20 protein-coding genes are annotated in these 23,130 nt (G+C 63.3%); 7 read left to right on the top strand and 13 right to left on the bottom strand.

Going from position 1 to position 23,130, the window contains the following annotated elements:
- The first annotated feature begins 7 nt into the window (after positions 1 to 7).
- From R6G97_RS04000 to leuA, 4 genes are all read left to right on the top strand, one after another.
- A complete protein-coding gene (locus R6G97_RS04000) occupies positions 8 to 913 on the top strand; it encodes a LysR family transcriptional regulator (protein WP_182817300.1) in 906 nt (301 codons plus the stop codon).
- A gap of 20 nt (positions 914 to 933) precedes the next feature.
- Positions 934 to 2,313 carry an exodeoxyribonuclease VII large subunit gene (xseA, locus tag R6G97_RS03995; RefSeq protein ID WP_102082424.1) on the top strand — a complete coding sequence of 460 codons (1,380 nt, stop codon included), beginning with the start codon at positions 934 to 936 and terminating at the stop codon, positions 2,311 to 2,313.
- A 3-nt stretch (positions 2,314 to 2,316) separates the two neighbouring features.
- Positions 2,317 to 3,144 carry a M23 family metallopeptidase gene (locus R6G97_RS03990; protein ID WP_043210631.1) on the top strand — a complete coding sequence of 276 codons (828 nt, stop codon included), beginning with the start codon at positions 2,317 to 2,319 and terminating at the stop codon, positions 3,142 to 3,144.
- 431 nt (positions 3,145 to 3,575) lie between these two features.
- A complete protein-coding gene (leuA, locus tag R6G97_RS03985; protein WP_043210635.1) occupies positions 3,576 to 5,249 on the top strand; it encodes a 2-isopropylmalate synthase in 1,674 nt (557 codons plus the stop codon).
- Between the two features lie 213 nt (positions 5,250 to 5,462).
- Here the strand turns inward: leuA and R6G97_RS03980 are convergent, their stop codons facing one another.
- From R6G97_RS03980 to zwf, 3 genes are read right to left on the bottom strand one after another with little or no spacing between them, the layout of a single operon-like run.
- Positions 5,463 to 6,137, bottom strand: coding sequence for a bifunctional 4-hydroxy-2-oxoglutarate aldolase/2-dehydro-3-deoxy-phosphogluconate aldolase (locus R6G97_RS03980; RefSeq protein WP_043210636.1), 675 nt, complete (start codon positions 6,135 to 6,137; stop codon positions 5,463 to 5,465).
- 17 nt (positions 6,138 to 6,154) lie between these two features.
- A complete protein-coding gene (gene pgl, locus R6G97_RS03975; RefSeq protein WP_102082411.1) occupies positions 6,155 to 6,868 on the bottom strand; it encodes a 6-phosphogluconolactonase in 714 nt (237 codons plus the stop codon).
- Positions 6,855 to 8,324 carry a glucose-6-phosphate dehydrogenase gene (zwf, locus tag R6G97_RS03970; protein ID WP_182817289.1) on the bottom strand — a complete coding sequence of 490 codons (1,470 nt, stop codon included), beginning with the start codon at positions 8,322 to 8,324 and terminating at the stop codon, positions 6,855 to 6,857. Before zwf ends, pgl begins: the two co-directional genes overlap by 14 nt.
- A 210-nt stretch (positions 8,325 to 8,534) precedes the next feature.
- Here zwf and hexR point away from each other — a divergent pair, with 210 nt between their 5' ends.
- Positions 8,535 to 9,398 (top strand): DNA-binding transcriptional regulator HexR, encoded by an 864-nt coding sequence (hexR, locus tag R6G97_RS03965; protein ID WP_178113806.1) that lies wholly within the window; start codon positions 8,535 to 8,537, stop codon positions 9,396 to 9,398.
- On the opposite strand, the gene R6G97_RS03960 is transcribed toward hexR, so the two are convergent.
- The 10 genes from R6G97_RS03960 to edd all read right to left on the bottom strand — a co-directional run bounded on the left by R6G97_RS03960 (position 9,391) and on the right by edd (position 21,129).
- The gene (locus R6G97_RS03960; RefSeq protein WP_043210647.1) at positions 9,391 to 10,245 is read right to left on the bottom strand and encodes a D-hexose-6-phosphate mutarotase; all 855 of its coding nucleotides are present in this window, start codon (positions 10,243 to 10,245) and stop codon (positions 9,391 to 9,393) included. The genes hexR and R6G97_RS03960 overlap by 8 nt on opposite strands.
- 118 nt (positions 10,246 to 10,363) lie before the next feature.
- Positions 10,364 to 11,707 carry a carbohydrate porin gene (locus tag R6G97_RS03955; protein ID WP_182817286.1) on the bottom strand — a complete coding sequence of 448 codons (1,344 nt, stop codon included), beginning with the start codon at positions 11,705 to 11,707 and terminating at the stop codon, positions 10,364 to 10,366.
- 42 nt (positions 11,708 to 11,749) lie between these two features.
- Positions 11,750 to 12,898 (bottom strand): ABC transporter ATP-binding protein, encoded by a 1,149-nt coding sequence (locus R6G97_RS03950; RefSeq protein ID WP_182817284.1) that lies wholly within the window; start codon positions 12,896 to 12,898, stop codon positions 11,750 to 11,752.
- A 3-nt stretch (positions 12,899 to 12,901) separates the two neighbouring features.
- Positions 12,902 to 13,738, bottom strand: a complete 837-nt coding sequence (locus R6G97_RS03945) for a carbohydrate ABC transporter permease (protein ID WP_043210652.1) — start codon at positions 13,736 to 13,738, stop codon at positions 12,902 to 12,904.
- Positions 13,731 to 14,639 carry a carbohydrate ABC transporter permease gene (locus R6G97_RS03940; RefSeq protein WP_043210655.1) on the bottom strand — a complete coding sequence of 303 codons (909 nt, stop codon included), beginning with the start codon at positions 14,637 to 14,639 and terminating at the stop codon, positions 13,731 to 13,733. The genes R6G97_RS03945 and R6G97_RS03940 overlap by 8 nt, the downstream gene beginning before the upstream one ends.
- 98 nt (positions 14,640 to 14,737) lie before the next feature.
- Entirely contained in the window at positions 14,738 to 16,003 is a 1,266-nt protein-coding gene (locus tag R6G97_RS03935; protein ID WP_182817282.1) for an ABC transporter substrate-binding protein, read from the bottom strand.
- 133 nt (positions 16,004 to 16,136) lie between these two features.
- Positions 16,137 to 17,591, bottom strand: coding sequence for an ATP-binding protein (locus tag R6G97_RS03930; protein WP_090346669.1), 1,455 nt, complete (start codon positions 17,589 to 17,591; stop codon positions 16,137 to 16,139).
- The gene (gltR, locus tag R6G97_RS03925; protein ID WP_232111710.1) at positions 17,572 to 18,270 is read right to left on the bottom strand and encodes a two-component system response regulator GltR; all 699 of its coding nucleotides are present in this window, start codon (positions 18,268 to 18,270) and stop codon (positions 17,572 to 17,574) included. The genes R6G97_RS03930 and gltR overlap by 20 nt, the downstream gene beginning before the upstream one ends.
- Positions 18,271 to 18,346: 76 nt before the next feature.
- Positions 18,347 to 19,306 (bottom strand): glucokinase, encoded by a 960-nt coding sequence (locus R6G97_RS03920; protein WP_250034512.1) that lies wholly within the window; start codon positions 19,304 to 19,306, stop codon positions 18,347 to 18,349.
- On the bottom strand, positions 19,303 to 21,129 hold the full coding sequence (gene edd, locus R6G97_RS03915) for a phosphogluconate dehydratase (RefSeq protein ID WP_317847833.1): 1,827 nt from the start codon (positions 21,127 to 21,129) through the stop codon (positions 19,303 to 19,305). Before edd ends, R6G97_RS03920 begins: the two co-directional genes overlap by 4 nt.
- Before the next feature lie 265 nt (positions 21,130 to 21,394).
- Here edd and gap point away from each other — a divergent pair, with 265 nt between their 5' ends.
- Both gap and R6G97_RS03905 read left to right on the top strand, forming a co-directional pair.
- Positions 21,395 to 22,396: a type I glyceraldehyde-3-phosphate dehydrogenase gene (gene gap / locus R6G97_RS03910; RefSeq protein ID WP_090346664.1), complete on the top strand. Its 1,002-nt coding sequence runs from the start codon at positions 21,395 to 21,397 to the stop codon at positions 22,394 to 22,396.
- A 175-nt stretch (positions 22,397 to 22,571) separates the two neighbouring features.
- Positions 22,572 to 23,084 carry an RNA polymerase sigma factor gene (locus R6G97_RS03905; RefSeq protein ID WP_250034510.1) on the top strand — a complete coding sequence of 171 codons (513 nt, stop codon included), beginning with the start codon at positions 22,572 to 22,574 and terminating at the stop codon, positions 23,082 to 23,084.
- Positions 23,085 to 23,130: the final 46 nt, after the last annotated feature.

The raw sequence follows: 23,130 nt of genomic DNA, 5'->3' as shown, positions 1-23,130 counted from the left end.
GCATGACATGACTTCCATCCGCCAGTTGCGCTACTTCGTTGAAATAGCCCAGAGCGGCAGCTTCAGCGCGGCTGCCGAGCGGCTGTACATCGCCCAGTCTGCGCTAAGCCGTCAGATCAAGGAGCTGGAACATCAGCTCGGTACGCCTTTGTTCGAGCGAACTGCCCGCCAGCCTCGGCTGACCTCGGCTGGCCTGGCCTTTCTCGATCGCGCGCAGCGCCTGCTGGCCGATCTGGACCAAGCCGAGCGCCTGGCCCAGGAGATCGGTCAGGGTCTGCGCGGCAGTCTGCGCCTCAATCACTCCAGCACCGTCCCCTTGACCGGCCGGCTGCTGGCGAGCCTGGGCAGCTACCTGAACAACAATCCTGGCGTGTCCTTGGAGATTGCCCAGCAGTCCTCCGAAGCCCAGCTGGAAGACATCGCCGAAGGCCGGCTAGAGCTCGGTCTGTTGCGTCTGCCGGTGCTGCGCCAACACCAGGAGGTGGAGATCCATGCCCTGTTCAGCGAGCCATTGCTCCTGGCCGTGGCGGCAGACCACCCACTGGCCGATGCCCCCCAGGTGGCACTGGCGCAATTGCATGATGAGCGTTTCATTTCCATCCCTCATCGACAGCGAGGGGGCTTGAGCTACCTGTCCGCTTCGTTGTGCATGGAGGCAGGATTCTTTCCACGCGCCGCCCAGGTCGTGTCTCGCAAGACCACGCAACTGCAGCTGATACAGGCAGGATTCGGGGTGGCGCTGTTACCAGCTTGCATGCGCGACATCGCGCCGGCCTCGGTGCGTTTCATACCGTTGCAAGAGGCTTGCCCGAGCACCGTGGCCCTGGCGTGTCGACGAGACGCGGGGGAACTGGTGCGCCAGTTCGTCTCGACAATGTCCGGCTCAAGCGCCAGCACAGACAACCAGGCGTGATGTCCTTTATGATGCCGGCCATGATCAAAGACCCCTTCGAACGACTCGGCCTGGACCGCGAGGTCCTCACCGTCAGCCAGCTCAACGGCCGCGCGCGCGTGCTGCTCGAGGATGTGTTCCGCAGTGTCTGGGTGGAAGGCGAGATATCCAACCTCGCCCGCCCGGCCTCCGGGCACATGTACTTCACCCTCAAGGACAGCGGCGCCCAGGTACGCTGCGCGCTGTTCCGGCAGAATGCCGCGCGCGTGCGCCAGGCCCTGCGCGATGGCCTGGCGGTCAGGGTGCGCGGCAAGGTGTCGTTGTTCGAGGGGCGCGGCGACTACCAACTGATCCTCGACACGGTCGAGCCCGCCGGCGATGGCGCCCTGCGCCTGGCCTTCGAAGCCTTGAAGGAAAAGCTCGGTGCCGAAGGCCTGTTCAGTGCCGAACGCAAGCAACCTCTGCCGGCCCACCCGCGCCGCATCGGCATCATCACCTCCCCCACCGGCGCAGTGATCCGCGACATCATCAGCGTGTTCCGCCGCCGCGCCCCCCAAGTGGAACTGAACCTGATCCCCACCGCAGTACAGGGTCGGGAGGCCATCGCCCAGATTGTCCATGCCCTGCGCCTGGCCGACAGCATGGGCTTCGATGCGTTGATCCTGGCTCGCGGCGGGGGTTCGCTGGAAGACCTCTGGTGCTTCAATGAAGAGGCCGTCGCCCGCGCCGTGGCCGCGTGCGTGACGCCCATCGTCAGCGCCGTGGGCCATGAGACCGATGTGTCGATCAGCGACTTCGTCGCCGATGTGCGCGCGCCGACCCCATCGGCCGCCGCCGAATTGCTGGCGCCGGACAGCAGCGGTCTGCAACAGCGCCTGGACAGCCTGCAGCGGCGCCTGTTGCTACGCATGAAAAACCGCCTGGCTCATGATCATCTGCGCCTGGATGGCCTGGCCCGCCGCCTGCGCCATCCCGGCGAGCGCTTGCGCCAACAGGCACAGCGCCTGGATGACCTGGATATGCGCCTGCGCCGCGCCTTCATGCTCAACATGAACCAGCGCCACGAGCGCCTGGGCCGTCTGGACACCCGCCTGGCCGCGCAACATCCGGGGCGCGCGCTTAAACTGCTTGGCCAGCGCCTGGACAGCCTCGCCGAACGCCTCCCGCGAGCAATGCGCGAAGTGCTCAAGGATCGTCGCCAGCGCTTCCAGGCCCAACTGCAGACCTTGCACGTGGTCAGCCCCCTGGCGACCCTGGCCCGCGGCTACAGCATCCTGCTCGACGAGCGCGGCCAGGCCATCCGCAGCGCCGCCCAGACCCACAACGGCCAGCGCCTGACTGCCCGCCTGAACGAAGGCGAGCTCAAGGTGCGGGTCGAGGACAACCACCAGACTCCGGTCACCCTCTCGCTACTGGACTGACACATGCCCCGCCTGCTCGCCCCTCTGCTCGCCTTCTTCTTGCTGTTGCTCGGTACCCACGCCCAGGCCAGCTACATCACGCGCCAGCTGAACAAGCCGGTGCCCGGAGGCGTGGCGGTGGTCGACCTGGGCCCTGCCCCCTCGGCACCCAGCGCACGCTTCGATGGCAAGCCGGTGCTGGTGGTCCAGGAGCAGGGCAACTGGCTGGCCATCGTCGGCATTCCTCTGACCCAGAAGCCCGGCACCGCGGTGCTCACCCAAGGTTCGCGTACCCTGCCCTTCACGGTCGGCAGCAAGAAGTACCCCGAGCAACACATCACGTTGAAGAACAAGCGCCAGGTCAATCCTGACCCCGCCGACCTCAAACGCATCGAGCGCGAGCTGGCCGAACAGCTCAAGGCCTACCGCAGCTTCAGCCCTGCCCTGCCGAGCAACCTGATCCTCGACAAACCGGTCAGCGGGCCACTGTCGAGCAAGTTCGGCGTGCGTCGCTTCTTCAACGGAGAGGAGCGCAACCCCCATGCCGGCCTGGACTTCGCCGTGCCCGCCGGTACGCCTATCAAGACCCCGGCCAATGGCAAGGTGATCTTGGTGGGGGATTACTTCTTCAATGGCCGTACCGTGTTCGTCGATCACGGACAGGGCTTCATCAGCATGTTTTGCCACATGTCCAAGATCGATGTGAAACCTGGCCAGACGCTGCGTCGCGGCGAGGTGGTCGGCCGCGTGGGCGCCACAGGCCGGGCGACCGGGCCGCATATGCACTGGAACGTCAGTCTCAACGACGCGCGGGTGGATCCGGCAATTTTCATCGGGGCGTTTCAGCCCTGATCCAGGCGTACCGACTTCGCGAGTGAACCCGCATCCACAAGGCCGACGCTGTATTGGAGGCGTTCACAGAACCCTGTGGCGGCGGGTTTACCCGCGAAAAGGCTCACACCGCCAACAACCTTTCCCTTGAGTTGCGCCATCAAAAAATAGCGCGCAAAAATACCGAAGTCGCCGTTCGATATCAGCCATAAAATCTCGCACAAGCGCTTTTTTTAAGCATTCCTCTCAATTTTTTCCGAATGCTTGCCATCCCACCGGTCACTGGTTAGGGTTGAGGCATGAAAACCTTCAGCACCCTCATTCTGCTCCGACAACATCGCAGCCTCTGCCTGGTCAGCGCCCGACTACCAGGCTGATCGTGTCGCCTCGCCTCTTCATCTCGTTATCGCTCGGCAGGCCCGATCTCGGCCGCACATAAAAGGATTGCTTCCATGACCATGCTCAAAGACCCTTCGAAGAAATACCGCGCCTTCCCGACCATCGATCTGCCGGACCGTACCTGGCCGTCGAAGACCATCACCCAGGCGCCGATCTGGTGCAGCTCCGACTTGCGTGACGGCAACCAGTCGCTGATCGAGCCGATGGATTCGGAGAAGAAACTGCGTTTCTGGAAGACCTTGGTGCAGGTCGGCGTGAAGGAAATCGAAGCCTCGTTCCCGTCCGCCTCGCAAACCGACTTCGACTTCGTGCGCACCCTGATCGAAGACGGCCACATCCCGGACGACACCACCATCCAGGTGCTCACCCAGGCCCGTGAAGACTTGATCGCGCGTACTTTCGAATCCCTGCGTGGCGCCAAGAAAGCCATCGTCCACCTGTACAACGCCACTTCGCCGTCGTTCCGCCGCATCGTCTTCAACCAGGACAAGCAGGGCGTGAAGGACATCGCGGTGAATGCCGCCAAGCTGTTCGTCAAGTATGCCGCTCAGCAGCCGGAAACCCAGTGGACGTTCCAGTACTCGCCGGAAACCTTCAGCGCCACCGAGATGGAGTTCGCCAAGGAGGTCTGCGACGCGGTGATCGAGGTATGGAACCCGACCCCTGAACACAAGATCATCCTCAACCTGCCGGCCACCGTCGAAGTGTCGACGCCCAACGTCTATGCCGACCAGATCGAATGGTTCTGCCGCAACGTCAACCGCCGCGACAGCGTGATCATCAGCCTGCACACCCACAACGACCGCGGCACTGGCATCGCAGCCACCGAACTGGGCCTGATGGCCGGCGCCGACCGCGCCGAAGGCTGCCTGTTCGGCAACGGCGAGCGTACCGGCAACGTCGACCTGGTGACCCTGGCCCTGAACCTCTACACCCAGGGCATCGACCCCAAACTGGACTTCTCCGACATCGACGGCGTACGCAAGGTCGTCGAGGAGTGCAACCAGCTGCCTGTGCACCCACGTCACCCGTACGTGGGCGATCTGGTCCACACCGCATTCTCCGGCTCGCACCAGGACGCCATCCGCAAGGGCTTCGCCAAGCAGAAGGAAGACGCACTCTGGGAAGTGCCTTACCTGCCGATCGACCCGGCCGACATCGGCCGCAGCTACGAGGCGGTGATCCGCGTCAACAGCCAGTCCGGCAAAGGCGGCATCACCTACCTGCTCGAGCAGGAGTACGGCATCAGCCTGCCACGTCGCATGCAGATCGAGTTCAGCCAGGTGGTACAGGGCGAGACCGACCGCCTGGGCCTGGAGATGACTGCTCAGCAGATTTACAGCCTGCTGCACAAGGAATACCTCCAGGCCAACACGCCCTATGCACTGGTCAGCCATCGTCTGCAGGAAGAGAACGGCCACAGCGCCGTGGAAGTGGAAGTCGCCGGCGAAGGCGAAACCACCCTGCACTGGCGCGGTAAAGGCAACGGCGCGCTGGAAGCGCTGGTCGCCGGCCTGCCCATCAGCGTGGAAATCATGGACTACAACGAACACGCCATCGGTGCCGGCACCAATGCCAAGGCTGCGGCCTATATTGAATTGCGCGTGGCCGGTGGTCGTCCGGTACATGGCGTGGGGATCGACGAGAACATCACCACCGCCAGCTTCAAGGCGCTGTTCAGCGCACTGAACCGTTCGCTGAGCCAGCAGGCAGCCAAGGCGGCGTAAACGTCAGCCCTACCTGAAAAGCCCGCGTCCTGGACGCGGGCTTTTTTTTGCCCTGCCCTTTTCGCGGATAAATCCGCTCTCAGAGGGTTGCCGGTGATCCTTGGGAACCAGGTCTACCTGCAAACGGGCCAGCCCAGGCAACAGAAAACCCAGGCAAAAAAAGGGCGCCAATCAGGCGCCCCACAAGCGTTGTAGCACACAACAAATTCGTTTTCAGTCCAACAGCGCCATCGCCTCGGCACTGCAGGCCTCGATCCGTGCCCAGTCGCCGTTCTTGATCCAGCTGCTGTCGAGCATCCAGGTCCCGCCCACGCACATCACGTTGGGCTGGGCCATGTAGTTGCGCACGTTGGCCGGGTTGACACCACCGGTGGGGCAGAAGCGGATGTCGCCGAACGGGCCGGCGAAGGCCTTGATGGCCGCCACGCCGCCACTGATTTCGGCGGGGAACAGCTTGAAGCGACGATAGCCCAGGGCATAGCCCATCATGATTTCAGACGGCGTACTGATGCCAGGCAACAGCGGGATATCGCTTTCGACGCCCGCCTGGAGGAGATCCTGGGTCACTCCAGGGGTCACCACGAATTGTGCGCCAGCCGCTTCCACGGCAGTGAACATGGTCCGATCGAGCACGGTGCCGGCACCGATGCACAGCTCCGGACGCTGTTCGCGCAGCACTCGAATGGCCTTGAGGCCATGCTCGGAACGCAGGGTCACTTCCAGGGTACGGATGCCGCCGGCGGCGAGGGCGTCGGCCAGGGGCAGGATATCTTGCTCACGGGCGATGGTGATCACCGGCAGAATGCGCGCCTTGCCGCAGATCGCGTCGATCCGGGCGGCTTTCTCGGCCATCGAGAGCAGAGGCTGTTGGCGTTCGAGCGTGGTCATGAGAGTGGATCCTTGGCTCATGGGCACCAGTAGATGTCCAGGGGGTCGTGAAGAAAGGCGCGAATCGGCATTTCGGTTGGGTCAGCGGCCGCTAATGCGGCGCGCAGGGTAGCGAGTTTGCCCAGGCCTTGCACGGACAGCGCGGTGAAACCGGCGCTGGCCAACAGGGCTCGGGTCATGCTCAGGCGCTGGCGCGGCACACTCGGTGCCAGCATCGGCAGGCAGCGGTGCGTGCTTCGCAGGTCCAGGCCTTCAGGCAGGTTGGGGCTGGCCGGGAACAACGAGGCCGTGTGACCGTCATCGCCCATGCCCAGCACCAGCACATCGATTGGGGGCAACGCAGCCAGGGCCTGGTCGGCCAGAACAGCGGCGGCATCGAGACTCTCGGCACAGTGATACAAGCCCACGAAGCGAGCCTTGGCGGCCGGGCCCTTGAACAGGTGACGTACCAGCAATCCGGCATTGCTGTCGGCATGCTCGACCGGTACCCAGCGCTCGTCGGCCAGGCTGACCGTGACCTTCGACCAGTCCAGCGCTTCGCCTGCGAGCTTCTCCAGGAAGGGTACCGGGCTGCGGCCACCCGACAGGACCAGGCACGCCTGCCCCTTATCGACAATGGCCTGGCGCAGGCGCTCGGCCACATCATGGGCCAATGTCGCCGCCAAGGCCTTGCCATCAGCCAGCGAATGCATCGTTACGCTCGCCGGCAGTTGCAGTTCAGATATCGCCATACCACGCCCTCCCATCACGTGTGATCAGTGCGATGGAGCTCATCGGCCCCCAGGACCCCGCCGCATAAGGCTTGGGTGCGTCGCCAGCGTTCTTCCAGCCGGCAATCAGCTGATCGCACCACGTCCAGGCATATTCGATTTCATCTTTGCGCACGAACAGGTTCTGGTTGCCGCGCATCACTTCCAACAACAGACGCTCATAGGCATCCGGGATGCGCGCGCTGCGCCAGGTGTCGGAGAAATTCAGTTGCAAGGGCCCGCTACGCAGTTGCATGCCTTTGTCCAGGCCTTGCTCCTTGGTCATGACCCGCAAAGAAATGCCTTCGTCCGGCTGCAGGCGGATGATCAGCTTGTTACCGATCTGCAAACGCTGCTCGGGGGCGAAGATGTAGTGCGGCGTTTCCTTGAAGTGGATGACGATCTGCGACAGCTTTTGCGGCATACGCTTGCCGGTACGCAGGTAGAACGGCACGCCGGACCAGCGCCAGTTGCGGATGTCGGCACGCAGGGCGACGAAGGTCTCGGTGTCGCTCTGAGCATTGGCGTTGTCTTCTTCCAGGTAGCCCGGCACCGGTGCACCATCGCTGTAGCCGGCAATGTACTGGCCGCGCACCACCCGGGTGCTCAGGGCTTCGCCGGTGATTGGCGCCAGGGCTTTGAGCACCTTCACCTTTTCGTTGCGGATGCTGTCGGCGGACAAATCGCTGGGCGGGTCCATGGCAATCAGGCACAGCAGCTGCAACAGGTGGTTCTGGATCATGTCGCGCAGCTGGCCGGCCTTGTCGAAATAGCCCCAGCGCCCTTCGATCCCCACCTTTTCAGCCACGGTGATTTCCACGTGGGAGATAGAGTTCTGGTTCCACTGGGTTTCGAACAGGCTGTTGGCAAAACGCAGTGCGATGAGGTTCTGCACCGTCTCCTTGCCCAGGTAGTGATCGATACGATAGACCCGACTTTCCGGGAAGAACCGCGCCACGGCATCGTTGACCCGACGGGACGACTCCAAGTCGTGACCGATGGGCTTTTCCAGCACGACCCGAGTACGGGCGGCCAGGCCGGCTTTGTCCAGGTTCTCGCAGATCGCGCCGTACACCGAGGCGGGCGTGGCGAAATAGGCGATCAAAGGCAGGTCTGCGGCCACCTGTTCGGCCAGCGCCTGGTAGCCATCGGCCTGGAGGAAGTCCAGGCGCACGTAGCTCAGGCGGGCGAGGAAACGCCCCAGCGCACCGGGATCGATGTCCGCCTCCGGCACGAAGCGGCGCAGGTGCGCCTCGATGGTCGCCAGGTGCTGCTCGCCATCGCCGGCTTCACGGGCCAGGGCCAGCAGGCGCGAATCGGCGTGCAGCAAGCCGGCGCGGTCGAGCTGATAAAGCGCGGGAAACAGCTTGCGCAGTGCCAGGTCGCCAAGGGCGCCAAACAGGGCAAAGGTGCAAGGTTCTACACTGATCGCAGCCATGATGTTGGTTCTTTCCTAAAGTTGGCCTAGGAATATCGTTTTCAACCGCGGTTTTCAAGGGGTAATGTAGTAAAAACCACAACATTACCCTACAACTGTGACAGACAAGTGGTGCGGCAACCTCGCCGACAGTACGATAGACACCGTGCAAAAAGCCCGCTGTTCCATCAGCCGGCTGCCTTCCCGACCCAAGGACACACCATGGACCGCGTGAGAAACCTCCTGGAGCAGATCCAGGGACGCCTCGACGAGCTGAACAAGGCCGAACGCAAAGTCGCCGAAGTCATCCTGCTCAACCCGCAACAAGCCACCCGCTTCAGCATCGCAGCGCTTGCCCAGGCCGCCAAGGTCAGCGAACCGACGGTCAACCGTTTCTGCCGCTCCTTCGGTGTCAGTGGCTACCCCGAACTCAAGCTCCAGCTGGCCCAGAGCCTGGCCAGCGGCGCCGCTTACGTCAGCCGCGCGGTGGAGGCCGACGATGACCCAGCCGCCTACACCCAGAAGATCTTCGGCAGCGCCATTGCATCGCTCGACAGCGCCTGCCAGGCGCTCGACCCGCAACAGGTCAGCCGCGCCGTGGACATGATGATCCAGGCTCGGCAAATCCACTTCTTCGGCCTGGGCGCCTCGGCCCCCGTGGCCCTCGACGCCCAGCACAAGTTCTTCCGCTTCAACCTGGCGGTGTCGGCCCATGCCGACGTGCTCATGCAACGCATGCTGGCCTCGGTCGCGCATACCGGCGATTTGTTCGTGATCATCTCCTACACCGGTCGCACCCGCGAACTGGTGGAGGTGGCCCGCGTGGCGCGTGAAAACGGCGCCTCCGTCCTTGGCCTGACCGCCGCCGGCTCGCCCCTGGCCAAGGCCTGCAGCCTGAGCCTGCACATCCCATTGCCGGAGGACACCGACATCTACATGCCAATGACCTCGCGGATCATCCAACTCACCGTGCTCGATGTGCTGGCCACCGGCATGACCCTGCGCCGCGGCGTGGACTTCCAACCGCACCTGCGCAAGATCAAGGAAAGCCTCAACGCCAGCCGTTACCCGATCGAGGACGACGAGCTCAACTGAGCCGGTGTGCCTGCAGGCTCAGGTGAGCCTGCTGCCCCGGCGCCAGGCTCAAGCCCTCGCCGCTGCCGCTGGCGATCTCGACGCAGACAAACCGCTGACACTCGCGGCCGCTGACACCCACCAGCGGGCGCTTGCCCGGGTGCCAGACCACTGTGTCGTCGGAATCCCCACTGTCGATGCACAGTTCACGCTCCCACGCAGGGTCCTGCAGCTGCACCCGGGGCGTACCCGGATAAACCTTCTGGCAACCGCCCTTGACCTTGAGCGCACCGTCCTCGCGGCACGCCTGGCGGTTGAGGCGGTCATAGCCTTCGATGTCCTCAAGCCCAGACAGCGCTATCTCAGACACGTCACTGATACGCCAATAAGCCAGCAGCGCATGACTCAACTGGCAAGGTTCGCTGTCCTGGTGCTCGGTGGTCAGGCTCAGTTCCATGCCGCTGCCCAAGCGCGCGTGCAAGTCCACTTGCCAGTCGCACAGCTGCAGGCGCCAGGTAAGGGTCACGCCCTCCTCGTCCTCCTGGCTCTCGACCAGCTTCCAGTCGAGCAGGCGCGCCCAACCATGGGACGGCCACAAATCTTCGCTGGGATGACGTCCATACCAAGGCCAGCAAACCGGCACGCCACCTCGGATCGCCCCGGCCAGCGGCCACTGCTCGGCACACCATAGCCACGGACGTTCGCCGGCAGGCTGAAAATGCACCAGCTGCGCGCCCTGGCGACTGAATACAGCCTGGCAACGGGGGTGATCGATAATCAACACATCGCGCTGCTGGTAACGCTCCCACTCGAACGTCGGCCTGGGCCTCTGCGCGCCAAAGAAGCGATGTAGCGGATGTTCGGGCATGGTTCCAAGCTCTTGTTGTTTGAGATAGCGCTGTCTCGGCGCGGGCTTCATTTCCACCGAGATCCAGTGGAAATGAAGTGGCCGGGAAATGGATGGCGTAAATTTACAACAATTTTTCTCAGAATGACGACTGAATCTTCAATCCTGCGACCAGCGCATTGTCGACCTCATCCACTCCCCCAGGGCTCTTGATGTACTGCAGGTTCGGCCGCACGGTCAGCCAGTTGGTGACGTGAAAGCCATAGTAGAGCTCGGCGTTGTATTCGGTGCGCTGCAGCGGCACGAAGCCCGGATTGTCGTAATCGTCGATACCACTGCTGGCATTGAGCTGCTCGGCGCGCTTCTTGACGTCATCATTGACATGGATCCGCGCGATGCCAAAGCCAATGTCGTCCTTGGGCCGGGCATCGAAGGGGCCTTTGTAGACCATGCCTATCTGCTGGTAGTTGTCGACGACGTTGGTAGCCTTGTCGTGCACGGTGAAATTGGCGAACAGGCTCAGGCCCCGGTTGACATCACCCTGGTGCGCCGTCACCTGCTGCTGGGCCACGACCCACCAGCCGTGCTTGCTGGAGTGGGATTTGAAGTCATTGCCGGTGATGCCCTGGGGCTGGCCGTTGACGTCCTCATAGACATCGTCAGCCTTGGCGGTGCTGTAGTAGTAGCCCAGGCGGTATTCACCCGGCAGGCCGTTGACCTTGGGCGACCAGACCATCTCCACCGGCAGGATCGCGCCCTTGGTGCCGCTGCCGCTGAGTTTGAAGCCGTTGCCGGTCTCAAGGTTCGACGGATTTTGCTCGAAGGCCCCCACCTGCACGAAGAACTCCGGGTTGATGTTGTACTTGACCCGCAGCGCCCACTGGCTGACCGGCCAGTTGTACCAGATACCGCCCACCCAGTTGCCCACCTGGGAGCCGCAGAAGGCCAAGTTCTGGAAGTCGCAGGGGAAGCTGTTGAAGTCCTCGCCCTCACCGAAGCGCCCGAATTTCACATCCAGGGCCCCATCGAAGTACTTCTGCTTGATCCACATCTGCGTCAGCCGCCAGGTCTGGCCACGGCCCCAGACTTCCTGGACCGAGCTGAACTGCCCAGCGCGCGGGTCACTGATGCGGTCGTTGGACAGGTTGCGACCACTTCGTTCGGTGATTGCCAGCTTGAATTCGGCGTCGTGCCAGCCAAGGATCTTCTGAAGATCCAGGTGCGCGCCCAGGGCGAACTGGTCGCTGTAACGGGCAGTCTTGTCGTCGTTGTAGCCGCCGTGCAGGTTGCCGGCCACCTCGCCGACATAATCGAGGGTGAAGTCGTAGCCTTTTTCCAATAGCTCGGTTCGGGTGCCGCCCCAGTCCCCGGTCATCCATTTCGAATCCGCCGAGAAGGCCTCGGCCGCGTGTGCCCCACCACTGCCGACAAAGGTCAGCACCGCCAGCGAGCCCAGCGTCCTGATGCGTTTGCGATGGTCCATCCCTTGTTCCTCACTTTTCTTGTTATTGATGGTTTAGACGACTCAGCGCCCTTTGAAACGCGCCACATTGCCCCCAGCGACCGGCGTAGGGGCAACCTGCCCCAGGCGCTCCCCGCTGGCAGCATCGAACAGCAGCACCCGCGAAGGATCGAACTGCAGCTGCAGGCTGTCTCCCACACGGCAGGCGACATCCGGCGCCAGCCGGCAGCAAACCTTGACCTGGTTGAGGGTGACGAACACCAGCAGGTCCGGCCCGGTGGGCTCAGTCACCTGCACCTCAGCGCGGATGCCATGCATGCCCTCGCCCGCGCCCACGCCGATCTGCTCGGGGCGAATGCCTAGCACCACTTCGCACCCTTCGAGTTCGTCCGACAGATGCCCGACGGGCAACTCGCAACGGGCCTGCCCGCTGTCGAGCAACGCCACCAGACGCCCTTGTTGTTTCGTCAGGCGCGCCGGGATGAAGTTCATTGGCGGTGAGCCGATGAAGCTGGCGACGAACTGGTTGGCCGGGTCGTTGTAGATCTGCTGCGGGGTGCCGAACTGCTGGATGACGCCGTCCTTCATTACCGCCACCTTGTCACCCAGGGTCATGGCCTCGATCTGGTCATGGGTGACGTACACGGTGGTGGTTTTCAGACGCTGGTGCATCAGCTTGATTTCGGTGCGCATCTCAACCCGCAGCTTGGCGTCGAGGTTCGACAACGGCTCGTCGAACAGGTAGATCTTCGGCCGCCGCGCCAAGGCCCGGCCCATGGCCACCCGCTGCTGCTGGCCGCCGGAAAGCTGGCCTGGCTTGCGCGTGAGCAGGTGTTCGATCTGCAGTAGCTTGGCCACCCGCGCCACCTCGTCGTCGATCGCCGCCTGAGGCATTTTGCGGATCTTCAGCCCGAAGGCGATGTTGTCGCGCACGTTCATGGTCGGGTACAGCGCATAGGACTGGAACACCATGGCGATGTCCCGATCCTTGGGGCTCATGCCGCTGATGTCGGTGCCGTCGACGAGGATTTCGCCGCCACTGATGTCCTCCAACCCGGCGATGCAGTTCATCAAGGTCGACTTTCCGCACCCTGATGGGCCGACCAGAATCAGGAACTCACCGGACTCGATACCCAGGTCAATGGCCTTGAGGGTATCGGGCAGGCCGCTGCCGTAGCGCTTGTTGACGTTGCGAAGTTCGAGCCGTGCCATGTGTCACCCCTTGACCGCGCCGGCGGTCAGGCCGCGCAGGAAATATTTGCCGGCCAGCACATAGACCAGCAGGGTCGGAAGCCCCGCGATCATTGCCGCCGCCATGTCGACGTTGTATTCCTTGACCCCGGTGCTGGTGTTGACCAGGTTGTTCAGGGCCACGGTGATGGGCTGGGCGTCGCCGCTGGCGAACACCACACCAAAGAGAAAGTCGTTCCAGATCTGAGTGAACTGCCAGATCAGGCAGACCATGATGATCGGCACCGACATCGGCAGCAGGATCCGCCCGAAGATCGTGAAGAACCCCGCGCCATCCAGCCGCGCCGCACGTACCAGGGCCTCGGGCACGCTGCAGTAGTAATTACGAAAGAACAGCGTGGTGAAGGCCAGCCCGTACACGATATGCACCAGCACCAGTCCTGTGGTGGTGCTGGCAAGGCCAAGCTTGCCGAGGGTGAACGAGGCCGGCAGCAAGACGGTCTGGAACGGCAGGAAGCAACCGAACAACAGCAGGCCGAAGAACAGCTGCGAACCCCGGAAGCGCCACATCGATAGTACATAGCCGTTCAAGGCGCCCATCAAGGTGGATATCAGCACGGCTGGCACGGTGATCTTCACCGAGTTCCAGAAGTAGCCTCCGACCGTGTCCCAGGCCTTGATCCAGCCGATCCCAGTGATCACTTCCGGCCAGCTCAGCAGGTTGCCTGCGCGGATGTCTTCCGGCGATTTGAAGCTGGTCAGCAGCATCACCACCAGCGGTATCAGGTACAGCGCACAGGCAGCCAGCAAAGTGGCATGGATGGCCAGGCGGCTGGGGGAGAACCAACGTGGACTAGTCATGGCGCTTGGTCCTCAGTTCCGAATACAGATAGGGCACCAGGATCGCCAGAATGGCGCCGAGCATGAGGATCGCACTGGCCGAGCCCATGCCCATCTGCCCACGGCTGAAGGTGAAGTTGTACATGAACATCGCCGGCAGGTCGGAGGCGTAGCCCGGGCCGCCAGCAGTCATTGCGGCCACCAGGTCGAAGCTCTTGATGGCGATGTGCGCCAGGATCATCAAGGCACTGAAGAACACCGGCCGCAGGCTCGGCAGCACGATGCGCAAATAGATCCTCGGCAGGCTCGCGCCATCGACCTGGGCAGCCCGAATGATCGACGGGTCGACCCCACGCAGGCCGGCCAGGAACAGCGCCATGACAAAGCCTGAGGCCTGCCACACCGCAGCGATCACCAGGCAATAGACCACCCGGTCCGGGTCCACCAGCCAGTCGAAGCGAAAGCCCTCCCAGCCCCAGTCCCGCAGCAGTTTGTCCAGGCCAAGACCTGGGTTGAGCAGCCACTTCCAGGCGGTACCGGTGACGATCATCGACAGCGCCATCGGGTACAGGTAGACCGTGCGGATGACGCCTTCGCGGCGGATGCGCTGATCGAGCAACACCGCCAACAGCACCCCCACGACCAGGCTGATGGCGATGAACAAGCCACCGAATACCAGCAGGTTCTTGCTAGCGACCCACCAGCGGTCGTTGGCCAGCAGTTTGGCGTACTGGCTCAGCCCGGCCCATTTGTAGCTGGGCATGAAGCTGGAGTTGGTGAAGGAGAGCACGAAGGTCCAGAGGATGTAGCCGTAAAAGCCCACCAGGACAATCAGCATGCTAGGCGCCAGCACCAGTTTCGGGAGCCAGCGTTGCAGGGCGTCCAGGGGGGAGGCCCGCAGGGTTGCGGTTGCTGTGTTCATGTGAAGTACCGAAGAACATGCATCTAGCGCGAGTCCTGTGGAAGCGGGTTTATCCGCCTCCACAGGGGCCAGTAAGGTCAGAGAGACCGCCAGCGGTGCTACTGCGCGGCCTTGATCGCCGCGCCCAGCTGCTTGGCCGCCTTGGCAGGGTCTGCCTTGGGGTCGTTGAGGAAGTTGGTGACCACATCGAAGATGGCCCCCTGCACCGCCAGCGATGAGGCCATGTTGTGCGCCATGCTAGGTTGCAGCCCCTGGCCTTTCTCGGCCTCCTGGAAGTCCTTTTGCGACTGCTGGGTGCAGGCATCGAACGGCGTCATGTCCATGCCTTGGCGCACTGGCAGCGAGCCCTTGGCTTGGTTGAAGGCGGTCTGGAAGGCCGGCTCCAGCGCGACCTTGGCCAGGTCGTTCTGGGCCTCGATATCGTGCTCGTTCTTGAGTTTGAACATCGCCAGGGAGTCGATGTTGTAGGTGAAGCTACCCTGGGTGCCGGGGAATGGCACGCACTGGTAGTCCTTGCCGGCCACCTTGTGGGCGGCGGTCCATTCGCTCTTGGCCCAGTCACCCATGATCTGCATGCCGGCCTTGCCGTTGATGACGTCGGCGGCAGCGATGTTCCAGTCTCGGCCGGCGCGGTTGGCGTCCATATAGGTGCCAAGGCGCTGCAAGGTCTTGAAGGTCTGCACCATCTTGTCGCCGGTGAGCGTCTGTTCGTCCAGCTCGACGAACGCCTTGTGGTAGCCCTCAGGCCCCAGGATGCTCAGCACCAGGCTTTCGAACACCGTGCTGTCCTGCCAAGGCTGGCCGCCATGGGCCAGTGGCTGGAAGCCTGCGGCCTTGAGCTTGTCGGCGGCGACGAACAGTTCATCGAGCGTATGCGGCACCTTGGCGCCTGCCTTCTCGAACACCACCGGATTGACCCACAGCCAGTTGACCCGGTGGATGTTCACCGGCACGGCTACATAGTGATCATCGTACTTCCAGATAGGGGTCAGCTTGGCCGGTAGCAGTGCGTCCCATTGGTTGGCCTTGGCCACCTCGTCGAGCTCGGCGAGCAGGCCCAAGGCACCCCACTCCTGGATATCCGGGCCCTTGATCTGGGCGGCGGCGGGTGGGTTGCCGGCCACGGCGCGGCTCTTGAGCACGGTCATGGCCGCAGCACCGCCGCCACCGGCCACGGCGTTGTCCTTCCAGGTGAAACCGTCTTTTTCGACCTGCTGCTTGAGGGTGTTGACGGCGGCGGCCTCACCGCCGGAGGTCCACCAATGCAGGACTTCGACAGAGCCCTTTGCTTCGGCAGCAAGGGCGGTCAGCGGCATGAATGAGGCGAGGGAAACGACAGCGGCTAGGCGAGTGATCGCATTCATCGTGGAGAACCTTTCTTGTTGTTATGCGAGGCAAGTCGTGGTGCTTGCGCTTGCCTTGGAGTCTAAACAGCCGTCGAAGGCCGCCAGGTAACGAAGGGATGCGCGAATGTCACAAAGCGGTGACATTCGCCGCTCAATCGGTGCTGCGCGGCAGGCTGAGAGTGACCCGCAGGCCACCCTGACGCAGGTTCAGCAGGCTGACCTCTCCGCCATGGCTATGGGCGATGTTGCGCGCGATGCCCAGCCCCAGGCCGTAGCCCTGCTGCTGACCGGCCAGGCGAAAATGCGGTTCGAAGACCTGCTCAAGGCGCTGTTCGGGAACTCCAGGCCCCTGATCATCCACCTGCAGGACAAACCCCGTGGCGCTGTCGAGAATGCGCAGATGGGCCCGTTCGCCATACTTGATGGCGTTGTCGATCAGGTTACCAATGCACCGACGCAGGGCCAGGGGCTTGCCCGCGTAGGGCGCCAGGGCACAGCCTTCGAGGGTGATGCGGCCGTCGCCCAAGTAGGGCTCGGCGAGTATCTCCAGCACCTGGTTGAGGTCCACCGGCTCGATGTTCTCGTGGATGTCGGTGTCCTTCACACACTGCAATGCCCCTTTGACCAGCAGTTCGAGCTCGTCCAGATCACGACTGAACTTGGCCTGTAGCTGTTCGTCCTCGAGCAGTTCGACCCGCAGGCGCAAACGCGTGATAGGCGTGCGCAGGTCATGGGAAACGGCGCTGAACAGCTGCGCGCGCTCAGTCAGGTAGCGACTGATGCGCTCGCGCATGCTGTTGAAGGCCCGCCCCACTTCTGCCACTTCGCTGCCCCCACCTTCAGTGACTGGCGCGACATCGGCGCCCAGGGACATCTCCCGCGCCGCCCGTGCCAGACGCTTGAGCGGGCGGCTCTGCCAATGCACGAGCAGACCGATGAACAGCAACAGCAAAGCGGTGGTCAACGCGATGAAGCCGATCTGCTGACGCGGCAAGCGCTCGGTTTCCAGGCTCGTGTAGGGCTCAGGCAACAGCGAGGCGATGTACAGCCACTCGTCTTTGTCCAGGCGGATCTGGGTGACCAGCACCGGCGGGTTGAGCGGCTCCAGGGTCAGTGAGTAATGCGCCCAGGAGCGCGGCAGCTCGTCGAGCTTCAGGCCACTATTGAAAATGCGCAGCTCCTGGGGGCTGACGAATTCCACGGAGATTTCCATCTGCGGCCCCAGCCGCTCGTGCAGTACCGACTGGAACACGTCGATCACCGCCTGCTTGCGTGGCGTGATCGGCAGCACCGGCATATCCAGCGGCTTGTCGTTGAGCGAGACGAAGAACCGCGTGCCCCCCATGCTGCGCAACTGGTCCAGCACCATCGGCCGATAGGCGACTGGCAATGAGCGGAAGTAGCTGACACTGGCGCTCATCGAATGGGCCAGGCTACGGGCACTGGCCTGCAGGCCCTGGAGCTGGCTGGCACGCAGTTGGGAGACCCAGATCACGCTCGACAACCCTTGGGCCAGCAGCACCACCAACAACGTCAACGACAACATGCGCCCGAGCAGCGAGCGCGGCAGCAAGCGCCAACGCCGCTCAGCAGGCAGGGCAGACATGGGCCGCCAGCAGGTAGCCACTGCCGCGCACGGTGCGGATCAGCCGTGGCGGTTTATCCGTGTCACGTAGCCGCTGGCGCAGGCGGCTGACCGCCATGTCGACGATGCGGTCCAGCGGCATCGGCTCACGGCCTCGGGTGGCATTGCCGATGGTGTCGCGGTCGAGGATCTGCTGCGGATGGTCGAGAAACAGCTTGAGCAAGGCGAAGTCGGCGCCGGAGAGAATCACTTCTTCGCCATCGCGATGGAACAGGCGATGACTGATGGTATCCAGGCGCCAATCGTCGAAGGCCAGCACCGCCTGACTGGGTGCCGCCTGACCGAACTCGGCGCGGCGCAGCAACGCCTTGATCCGCGCCTGCAACTCGCGCGGGCTGAAGGGTTTGCCCAGGTAATCGTCGGCACCCAGCTCCAGGCCGATCACCCGATCGGTTTCATCGGAGCTGGCAGTCAGCATGATGATCGGCACCCGCGCCAGACGCGGATGCTGACGCACCCAACGACACAGGCTGAAGCCATCCTCGTCGGGCAGCATCACATCGAGAATCACCAGATCGCAGGGCTCGGCCTCCAGCGCCTGGCGAAAGCCTTTGCCATCGGCCTCGGCATGCACCTGAAAACCTGACCGGCTCAGGTACGCCTGCAACAATTCGCGAATGTCCTGGTCGTCGTCGACCATCAGGATCGATTTGCCAGCAGTGGTCACTGAACCTTCCTCTGGTAGTGATAACGGATGGGCATCAAGGGCCTGGCGATCAATGACCCAATGCCTGCTGCAACGCCACACCGGCCCCCAGCAACCCGGAAAACTCCGCAGTCACCAGCCACACCGGCACCCCTTCGAAATAGCCGCTCATGCAGCCCTTGTCGGCAAAGCTCGCGGCAAAGCCACTGTGTAGAAACAGTTCGGCAAAACGCGGAATCACGCCGCCGACAATGTAAACCCCGCCCCGTGCTCCCAAGGTCAGTACATTGTTACCGGCCACGCGCCCGAGGAAACGGCAGAACTGCTCGATCACCGCCAATGCCCGCGGCTCGCCGCCCAGCGCGGCATCGGTGATATGCGCAGGCGTCTTGTGCCTGGGGATGTCGCCATCGAGCGCGCACATGGCTTGGTACAGACGCACCAGCCCGCCGCCACTCAATACCGTCTCGGCGCTGACATGGCCAATCTGCCGATGGATCTGCTGATGGATCGCCGCTTCGCGTTCGTTGCCCACCGGCAGATCGACATGACCTCCCTCACCCGGCAAGGCCAGCCAATGCTGGTTGTCCAGGCGCAACAGGCTGCCCACGCCCAGGCCGGTACCTGGGCCGATGACCAGAGCCGGGCGTGCAGGGTCGGCTGCGCCCGGACACACCTGGCGATACTCGCCCGGCTGAAGGCGCGTCATGCCCAGTGCCATGGCACTGAAGTCGTTGATCAACAGCAGGTGCTCGACCTGCAAAGCCTGGCAGAAGGCACGGCGGCTCAGACGCCAGTGGTTGTTGGTAAAGCGAAATGCGTCGCCGCTCACAGGCCCGGCGACTGCCAGGCATACGGCCGCCAGCCCGCCGCGGGCAATGCCTTGCCCGGCCAGATAAGCCTCGATGGCCTGCTCGGGGCTGGTGTAGTCGGCAGTGGCCAGAACCTGCACCGCCTGCAACTGGTTGTCGTGCCACAAGGCAAAGCGGGCATTGGTGCCGCCGATATCGCCAACCAGCAGCGCAGTCATTTGAGCTGCTCCAGGGCCGAGGTGAAGGCGCTGGCGCCTTGCTCGGCCGGGCTGAACGCCACCCGCATGAAGCCGAACAGCTCGCGCCCCATTCCCAAGTCGTTGCCCTGGGGTGGTGCCGGCAGGTCACGGGTGGCCAGCTCCTCGGCCGACACCATCAGCTGCAGCGTGCCTTCGACGCCATCGACCCGCACGATATCGCCATCGCGCACCCGCGCCAGCGGGCCACCGTCGTAAGCCTCGGGGCACACATGGATGGCCGCCGGGATCTTGCCCGAAGCGCCGGACATCCGCCCGTCGGTGACCAGCGCCACTTTGTAGCCACGGTCCTGCAACACCCCTAGGAAAGGGGTCAGCTTGTGCAACTCAGGCATGCCGTTGCAGCGCGGCCCCTGGAAGCGCACCACCGCGACGAAGTCGCGCTCCAGCTCGCCGGCCTTGAACGCATCGGCCAGGGACTGCTGGTCATGGAATACCCGGGCCGGCGCCTCTACGACCTGGTGCTCAGGTGCCACGGCCGAGACTTTCATCACACCTCGCCCGAGGTTGCCGTTCATCACCCGCAGGCCACCTTCGGCGGAGAACGGTCGCGCCACTGGGCGCAGGATGCTCTCGTCCAGGCTCTGGCGCGGCCCTTCACGCCAGACCAGCTTGCCCCCCTCGAGGAAGGGCTCCTGGGTGTAGCGGCGCAGGCCGTGGCCGGCCACGGTGTTGACGTCCTCATGCAACAGCCCGGCGTCGAGCAGTTCGCGGATGAGAAACGCCATGCCGCCCGCCGCCTGGAAGTGGTTGATGTCGGCCTTGCCGTTGGGATAGACGTGGGACAAGGTCGGTACCACCTCGGAGAGGTCCGCCATGTCCTGCCAGGTCAACTGGATGCCGGCAGCCTGGGCGATGGCCGGGATGTGCAGGGTGTGGTTGGTGGAACCGCCGGTGGCGTGCAGGGCGACGATCGAGTTGACCAGTGCCTTCTCATCGACGATCTCGCCCAAGGGCATGAAGCTGCCGCTGGCCTTGGTCATGCGTGTGACCTGTTGCGCCGCCTCGGCGGTCAGGGCGTCACGCAGCGGTGTATAGGGATTGACGAACGATGCGCCGGGCAAGTGCAGGCCCATGACCTCCATCACCAGCTGATTGGTGTTGGCCGTGCCATAGAAAGTGCAGGTGCCAGGGCTGTGATAGGACTTCATCTCCGATTCCAGCAGCTCTTCGCGGCTGGCCTTGCCTTCGGCGTAGCGCTGGCGTACGTCGGCCTTTTCCTTGTTGGAGATCCCCGAAGGCATTGGCCCGCCTGGGACGAAGATGGTCGGCAGATGACCAAAGCGCAGGGCGCCCATCATCAGGCCGGGCACGATCTTGTCGCAGATGCCGAGCATCAATGCGGCATCGAACATGTTGTGGGACAAGGCGATGGCGGTGGACATGGCGATCACTTCACGGCTGGCAATGGCCAACTCCATGCCCGGTTCGCCTTGGGTGACGCCATCGCACATGGCGGGCACGCCACCGGCGAACTGGCCGACCGAGCCGATCTCGCGCAGAGCCTGTTTGATCTGTTCCGGGAAGTGCTGGTACGGCTGGTGCGCCGACAGCATGTCGTTGTAGGCCGAGACGATGGCCACGTTGGCGGCGTTCATCATCCGCAGGCTGTTTTTGTCCTCGGCGCCGCAGCCGGCCACGCCGTGGGCGAAGTTGGCACATTGCAGGCGGGCGCGCATGGGACCGTCGCTGGCCGCGCCGCGAATCAGCTCCAGGTAGCGTTCACGGGTGGCACGGCTGCGTTCGACCAACCGTGCGGTGACCTCAAGGATGCGCGGATGCATGTACTGGACTCCAGGCTGACTGTAAGGGTGGCGTCGATGGGCATTTCCCCTTCAAACGATTGCGGCCTAGGCTCAAGGTAAGGGGGCCTGACGCGATCTGGGGGTGGTCTGCCCGACCACTCGTTGTAGGTTTAACAAAATACTGCCATCAAAAAGGCTTGTTTTCTATCAAGCAGTGAATAATCTTGTAATTCCAATAACAAAACCGTTTCAGTGAAGTGACCTTTTTGCCACAAGCTTCACTCGGACTGCCAGAGGTAATGCCATGACCCTTCGGATCGCCATCAATGGATTTGGCCGCATCGGACGCAACGTCCTGCGCGCACTCTATACCCAAGGCTACCGCCAGGACCTGCAAGTCGTCGCCATCAACGACCTGGGCGACAGTGCGATGAATGCCCACCTGCTCAAGTACGACAGCGTGCACGGCACGTTCGACGCTCAAGTCGAATCCGACCAGGAGAGCCTGACGGTCAATGGCGACCGTATCTCGGTCAGTGCCATTCGCAACCCGGCGGAGCTGCCCTGGAAGGCCGAAGCGGTGGATGTGGTGTTCGAATGCACGGGCTTGTTCACCGACCGCGCCAAGGCAGCAGCCCACCTGAGCGCCGGCGCAAGCAAGGTGATCATCTCGGCGCCCGCCAAGGGAGCCGACGCCACGGTGGTGTACGGGGTCAACCACGACACCTTGCGCGCCTCGCACCAGATCATCTCCAATGCTTCTTGCACCACCAACTGCCTGGCGCCGATCGCCCAGGTGCTACACCGTGAGTTCGGCATCGAGCACGGGCTGATGACCACCATCCACGCTTACACCAATGACCAGGTGCTTACCGACGTCTACCACACAGACCCCTATCGCGCGCGCTCGGCCACCCAGTCGATGATCCCGAGCAAGACCGGCGCCGCCGAGGCCGTGGGCCTGGTGCTGCCGGAGCTGGCCGGAAAGCTCACGGGCATGGCGGTGCGGGTGCCGGTGATCAATGTGTCGCTGGTAGACCTGACCGTCAACCTCAAGCGCGAAGCCAGCGCCGAGGAGGTCAACCAACTGTTCCTCGAAGCCAGCCGGCACTCGCGCATCCTGGGCTACAACGCCCTGCCGCTGGTGTCCTGCGATTTCAACCATAACCCGCTGTCGTCGATCTTCGACGCCAACCACACCCGCGCCAATGGCCGGATGCTCAAGGTGATGGCCTGGTACGACAACGAATGGGGCTTCTCCAACCGCATGCTCGACAACTGCCTGGCGCTGTGCAACGCGGGTTGACCTGGCAGACCATCGCACGCTGCGCCAGTGCCTGATGGGTTCTTTTGTAGGACCTGGCGAAGCCTGCGACGGGTCGCAACACCGCGACACTCACCCACTCTTTACATCGATGAGGCTTGACCAAACCACAAGATGATAAGCATTATCATTTGCCTTTCGTCGGTCAGGTTTCCTCGTGAGTCAGTCCCGGTTCAACACAGTGTTCCTCACCCAGCGCCTCCCTTTGCTGCGCACGTTGCAGCGCATGGTGGGCAACCCCAGCACGGCCGAGGATCTGCTCCAGGAGACCTACCTGCGGGTCACCCGCGCCTTGGGCGAACGCCCCATCGAGCACTTGGAGCCTTTCGTGTTCCAGACTGCGCGCAACCTTGCGCTCGATCACCTGCGCGCGCGCCGCGTGCAGGCCCGCACGCTGGTTGACGATGTCCCTGAGGAGGTGCTGCACAACGTCGCCGCGCCGACGAGCAGCAGCGAAGAGGCCGCTCACGCCGAGCAACTGCTCAAGCACCTGAGCGTCAGTCTCGATCAGCTCACCCCACGCCAGCAGCGCATTTTCATCCTCAACCGACTGCATGGCGCCAGTTACCTGGAAATCGCCGAGCAGTTGAAGGTGTCCGCCAGCACCGTACAGAAAGAGCTGAAACTGATCATGGCCATCTGCATGGGCGTCGCCGAGCGCCTGCGCTGAGCCGACCATTCGCCGGTCGGCAGCGCCCCCCACTTGCCACGCCTGC

The organism is Pseudomonas sp. HTZ2 (genome assembly GCF_033173945.1).
In the GTDB taxonomy this organism is placed as follows: domain Bacteria; phylum Pseudomonadota; class Gammaproteobacteria; order Pseudomonadales; family Pseudomonadaceae; genus Aquipseudomonas; species Aquipseudomonas guariconensis.
Note: the sequence above shows the minus strand (reverse complement) of the source record. Positions and strands in the feature narration are given on the sequence as shown.

Coding starts and splice junctions, on each gene's coding strand:
- R6G97_RS03980 (WP_043210636.1), bottom strand. CDS start 6,137: ATGACCACGCTCGAACGCCAACAGCCTCTGCTCTCGATGGCCGAGAAA.
- pgl (WP_102082411.1), bottom strand. CDS start 6,868: ATGGCGATATCTGAACTGCAACTGCCGGCGAGCGTAACGATGCATTCG.
- R6G97_RS03950 (WP_182817284.1), bottom strand. CDS start 12,898: ATGGCACGGCTCGAACTTCGCAACGTCAACAAGCGCTACGGCAGCGGC.
- R6G97_RS03990 (WP_043210631.1), top strand. CDS start 2,317: ATGCCCCGCCTGCTCGCCCCTCTGCTCGCCTTCTTCTTGCTGTTGCTC.
- R6G97_RS04000 (WP_182817300.1), top strand. CDS start 8: ATGACTTCCATCCGCCAGTTGCGCTACTTCGTTGAAATAGCCCAGAGC.
- R6G97_RS03935 (WP_182817282.1), bottom strand. CDS start 16,003: ATGAATGCGATCACTCGCCTAGCCGCTGTCGTTTCCCTCGCCTCATTC.
- zwf (WP_182817289.1), bottom strand. CDS start 8,324: ATGGCTGCGATCAGTGTAGAACCTTGCACCTTTGCCCTGTTTGGCGCC.
- R6G97_RS03920 (WP_250034512.1), bottom strand. CDS start 19,306: ATGACTGCGCTGCTGGTTGGCGATATCGGCGGCACCAATGCCCGCTTT.
- R6G97_RS03930 (WP_090346669.1), bottom strand. CDS start 17,591: ATGTCTGCCCTGCCTGCTGAGCGGCGTTGGCGCTTGCTGCCGCGCTCG.
- edd (WP_317847833.1), bottom strand. CDS start 21,129: ATGCATCCGCGCATCCTTGAGGTCACCGCACGGTTGGTCGAACGCAGC.
- R6G97_RS03945 (WP_043210652.1), bottom strand. CDS start 13,738: ATGACTAGTCCACGTTGGTTCTCCCCCAGCCGCCTGGCCATCCATGCC.
- leuA (WP_043210635.1), top strand. CDS start 3,576: ATGACCATGCTCAAAGACCCTTCGAAGAAATACCGCGCCTTCCCGACC.
- gltR (WP_232111710.1), bottom strand. CDS start 18,270: ATGGTCGACGACGACCAGGACATTCGCGAATTGTTGCAGGCGTACCTG.
- R6G97_RS03940 (WP_043210655.1), bottom strand. CDS start 14,639: ATGAACACAGCAACCGCAACCCTGCGGGCCTCCCCCCTGGACGCCCTG.
- R6G97_RS03955 (WP_182817286.1), bottom strand. CDS start 11,707: ATGGACCATCGCAAACGCATCAGGACGCTGGGCTCGCTGGCGGTGCTG.
- xseA (WP_102082424.1), top strand. CDS start 934: ATGATCAAAGACCCCTTCGAACGACTCGGCCTGGACCGCGAGGTCCTC.
- R6G97_RS03960 (WP_043210647.1), bottom strand. CDS start 10,245: ATGCCCGAACATCCGCTACATCGCTTCTTTGGCGCGCAGAGGCCCAGG.
- gap (WP_090346664.1), top strand. CDS start 21,395: ATGACCCTTCGGATCGCCATCAATGGATTTGGCCGCATCGGACGCAAC.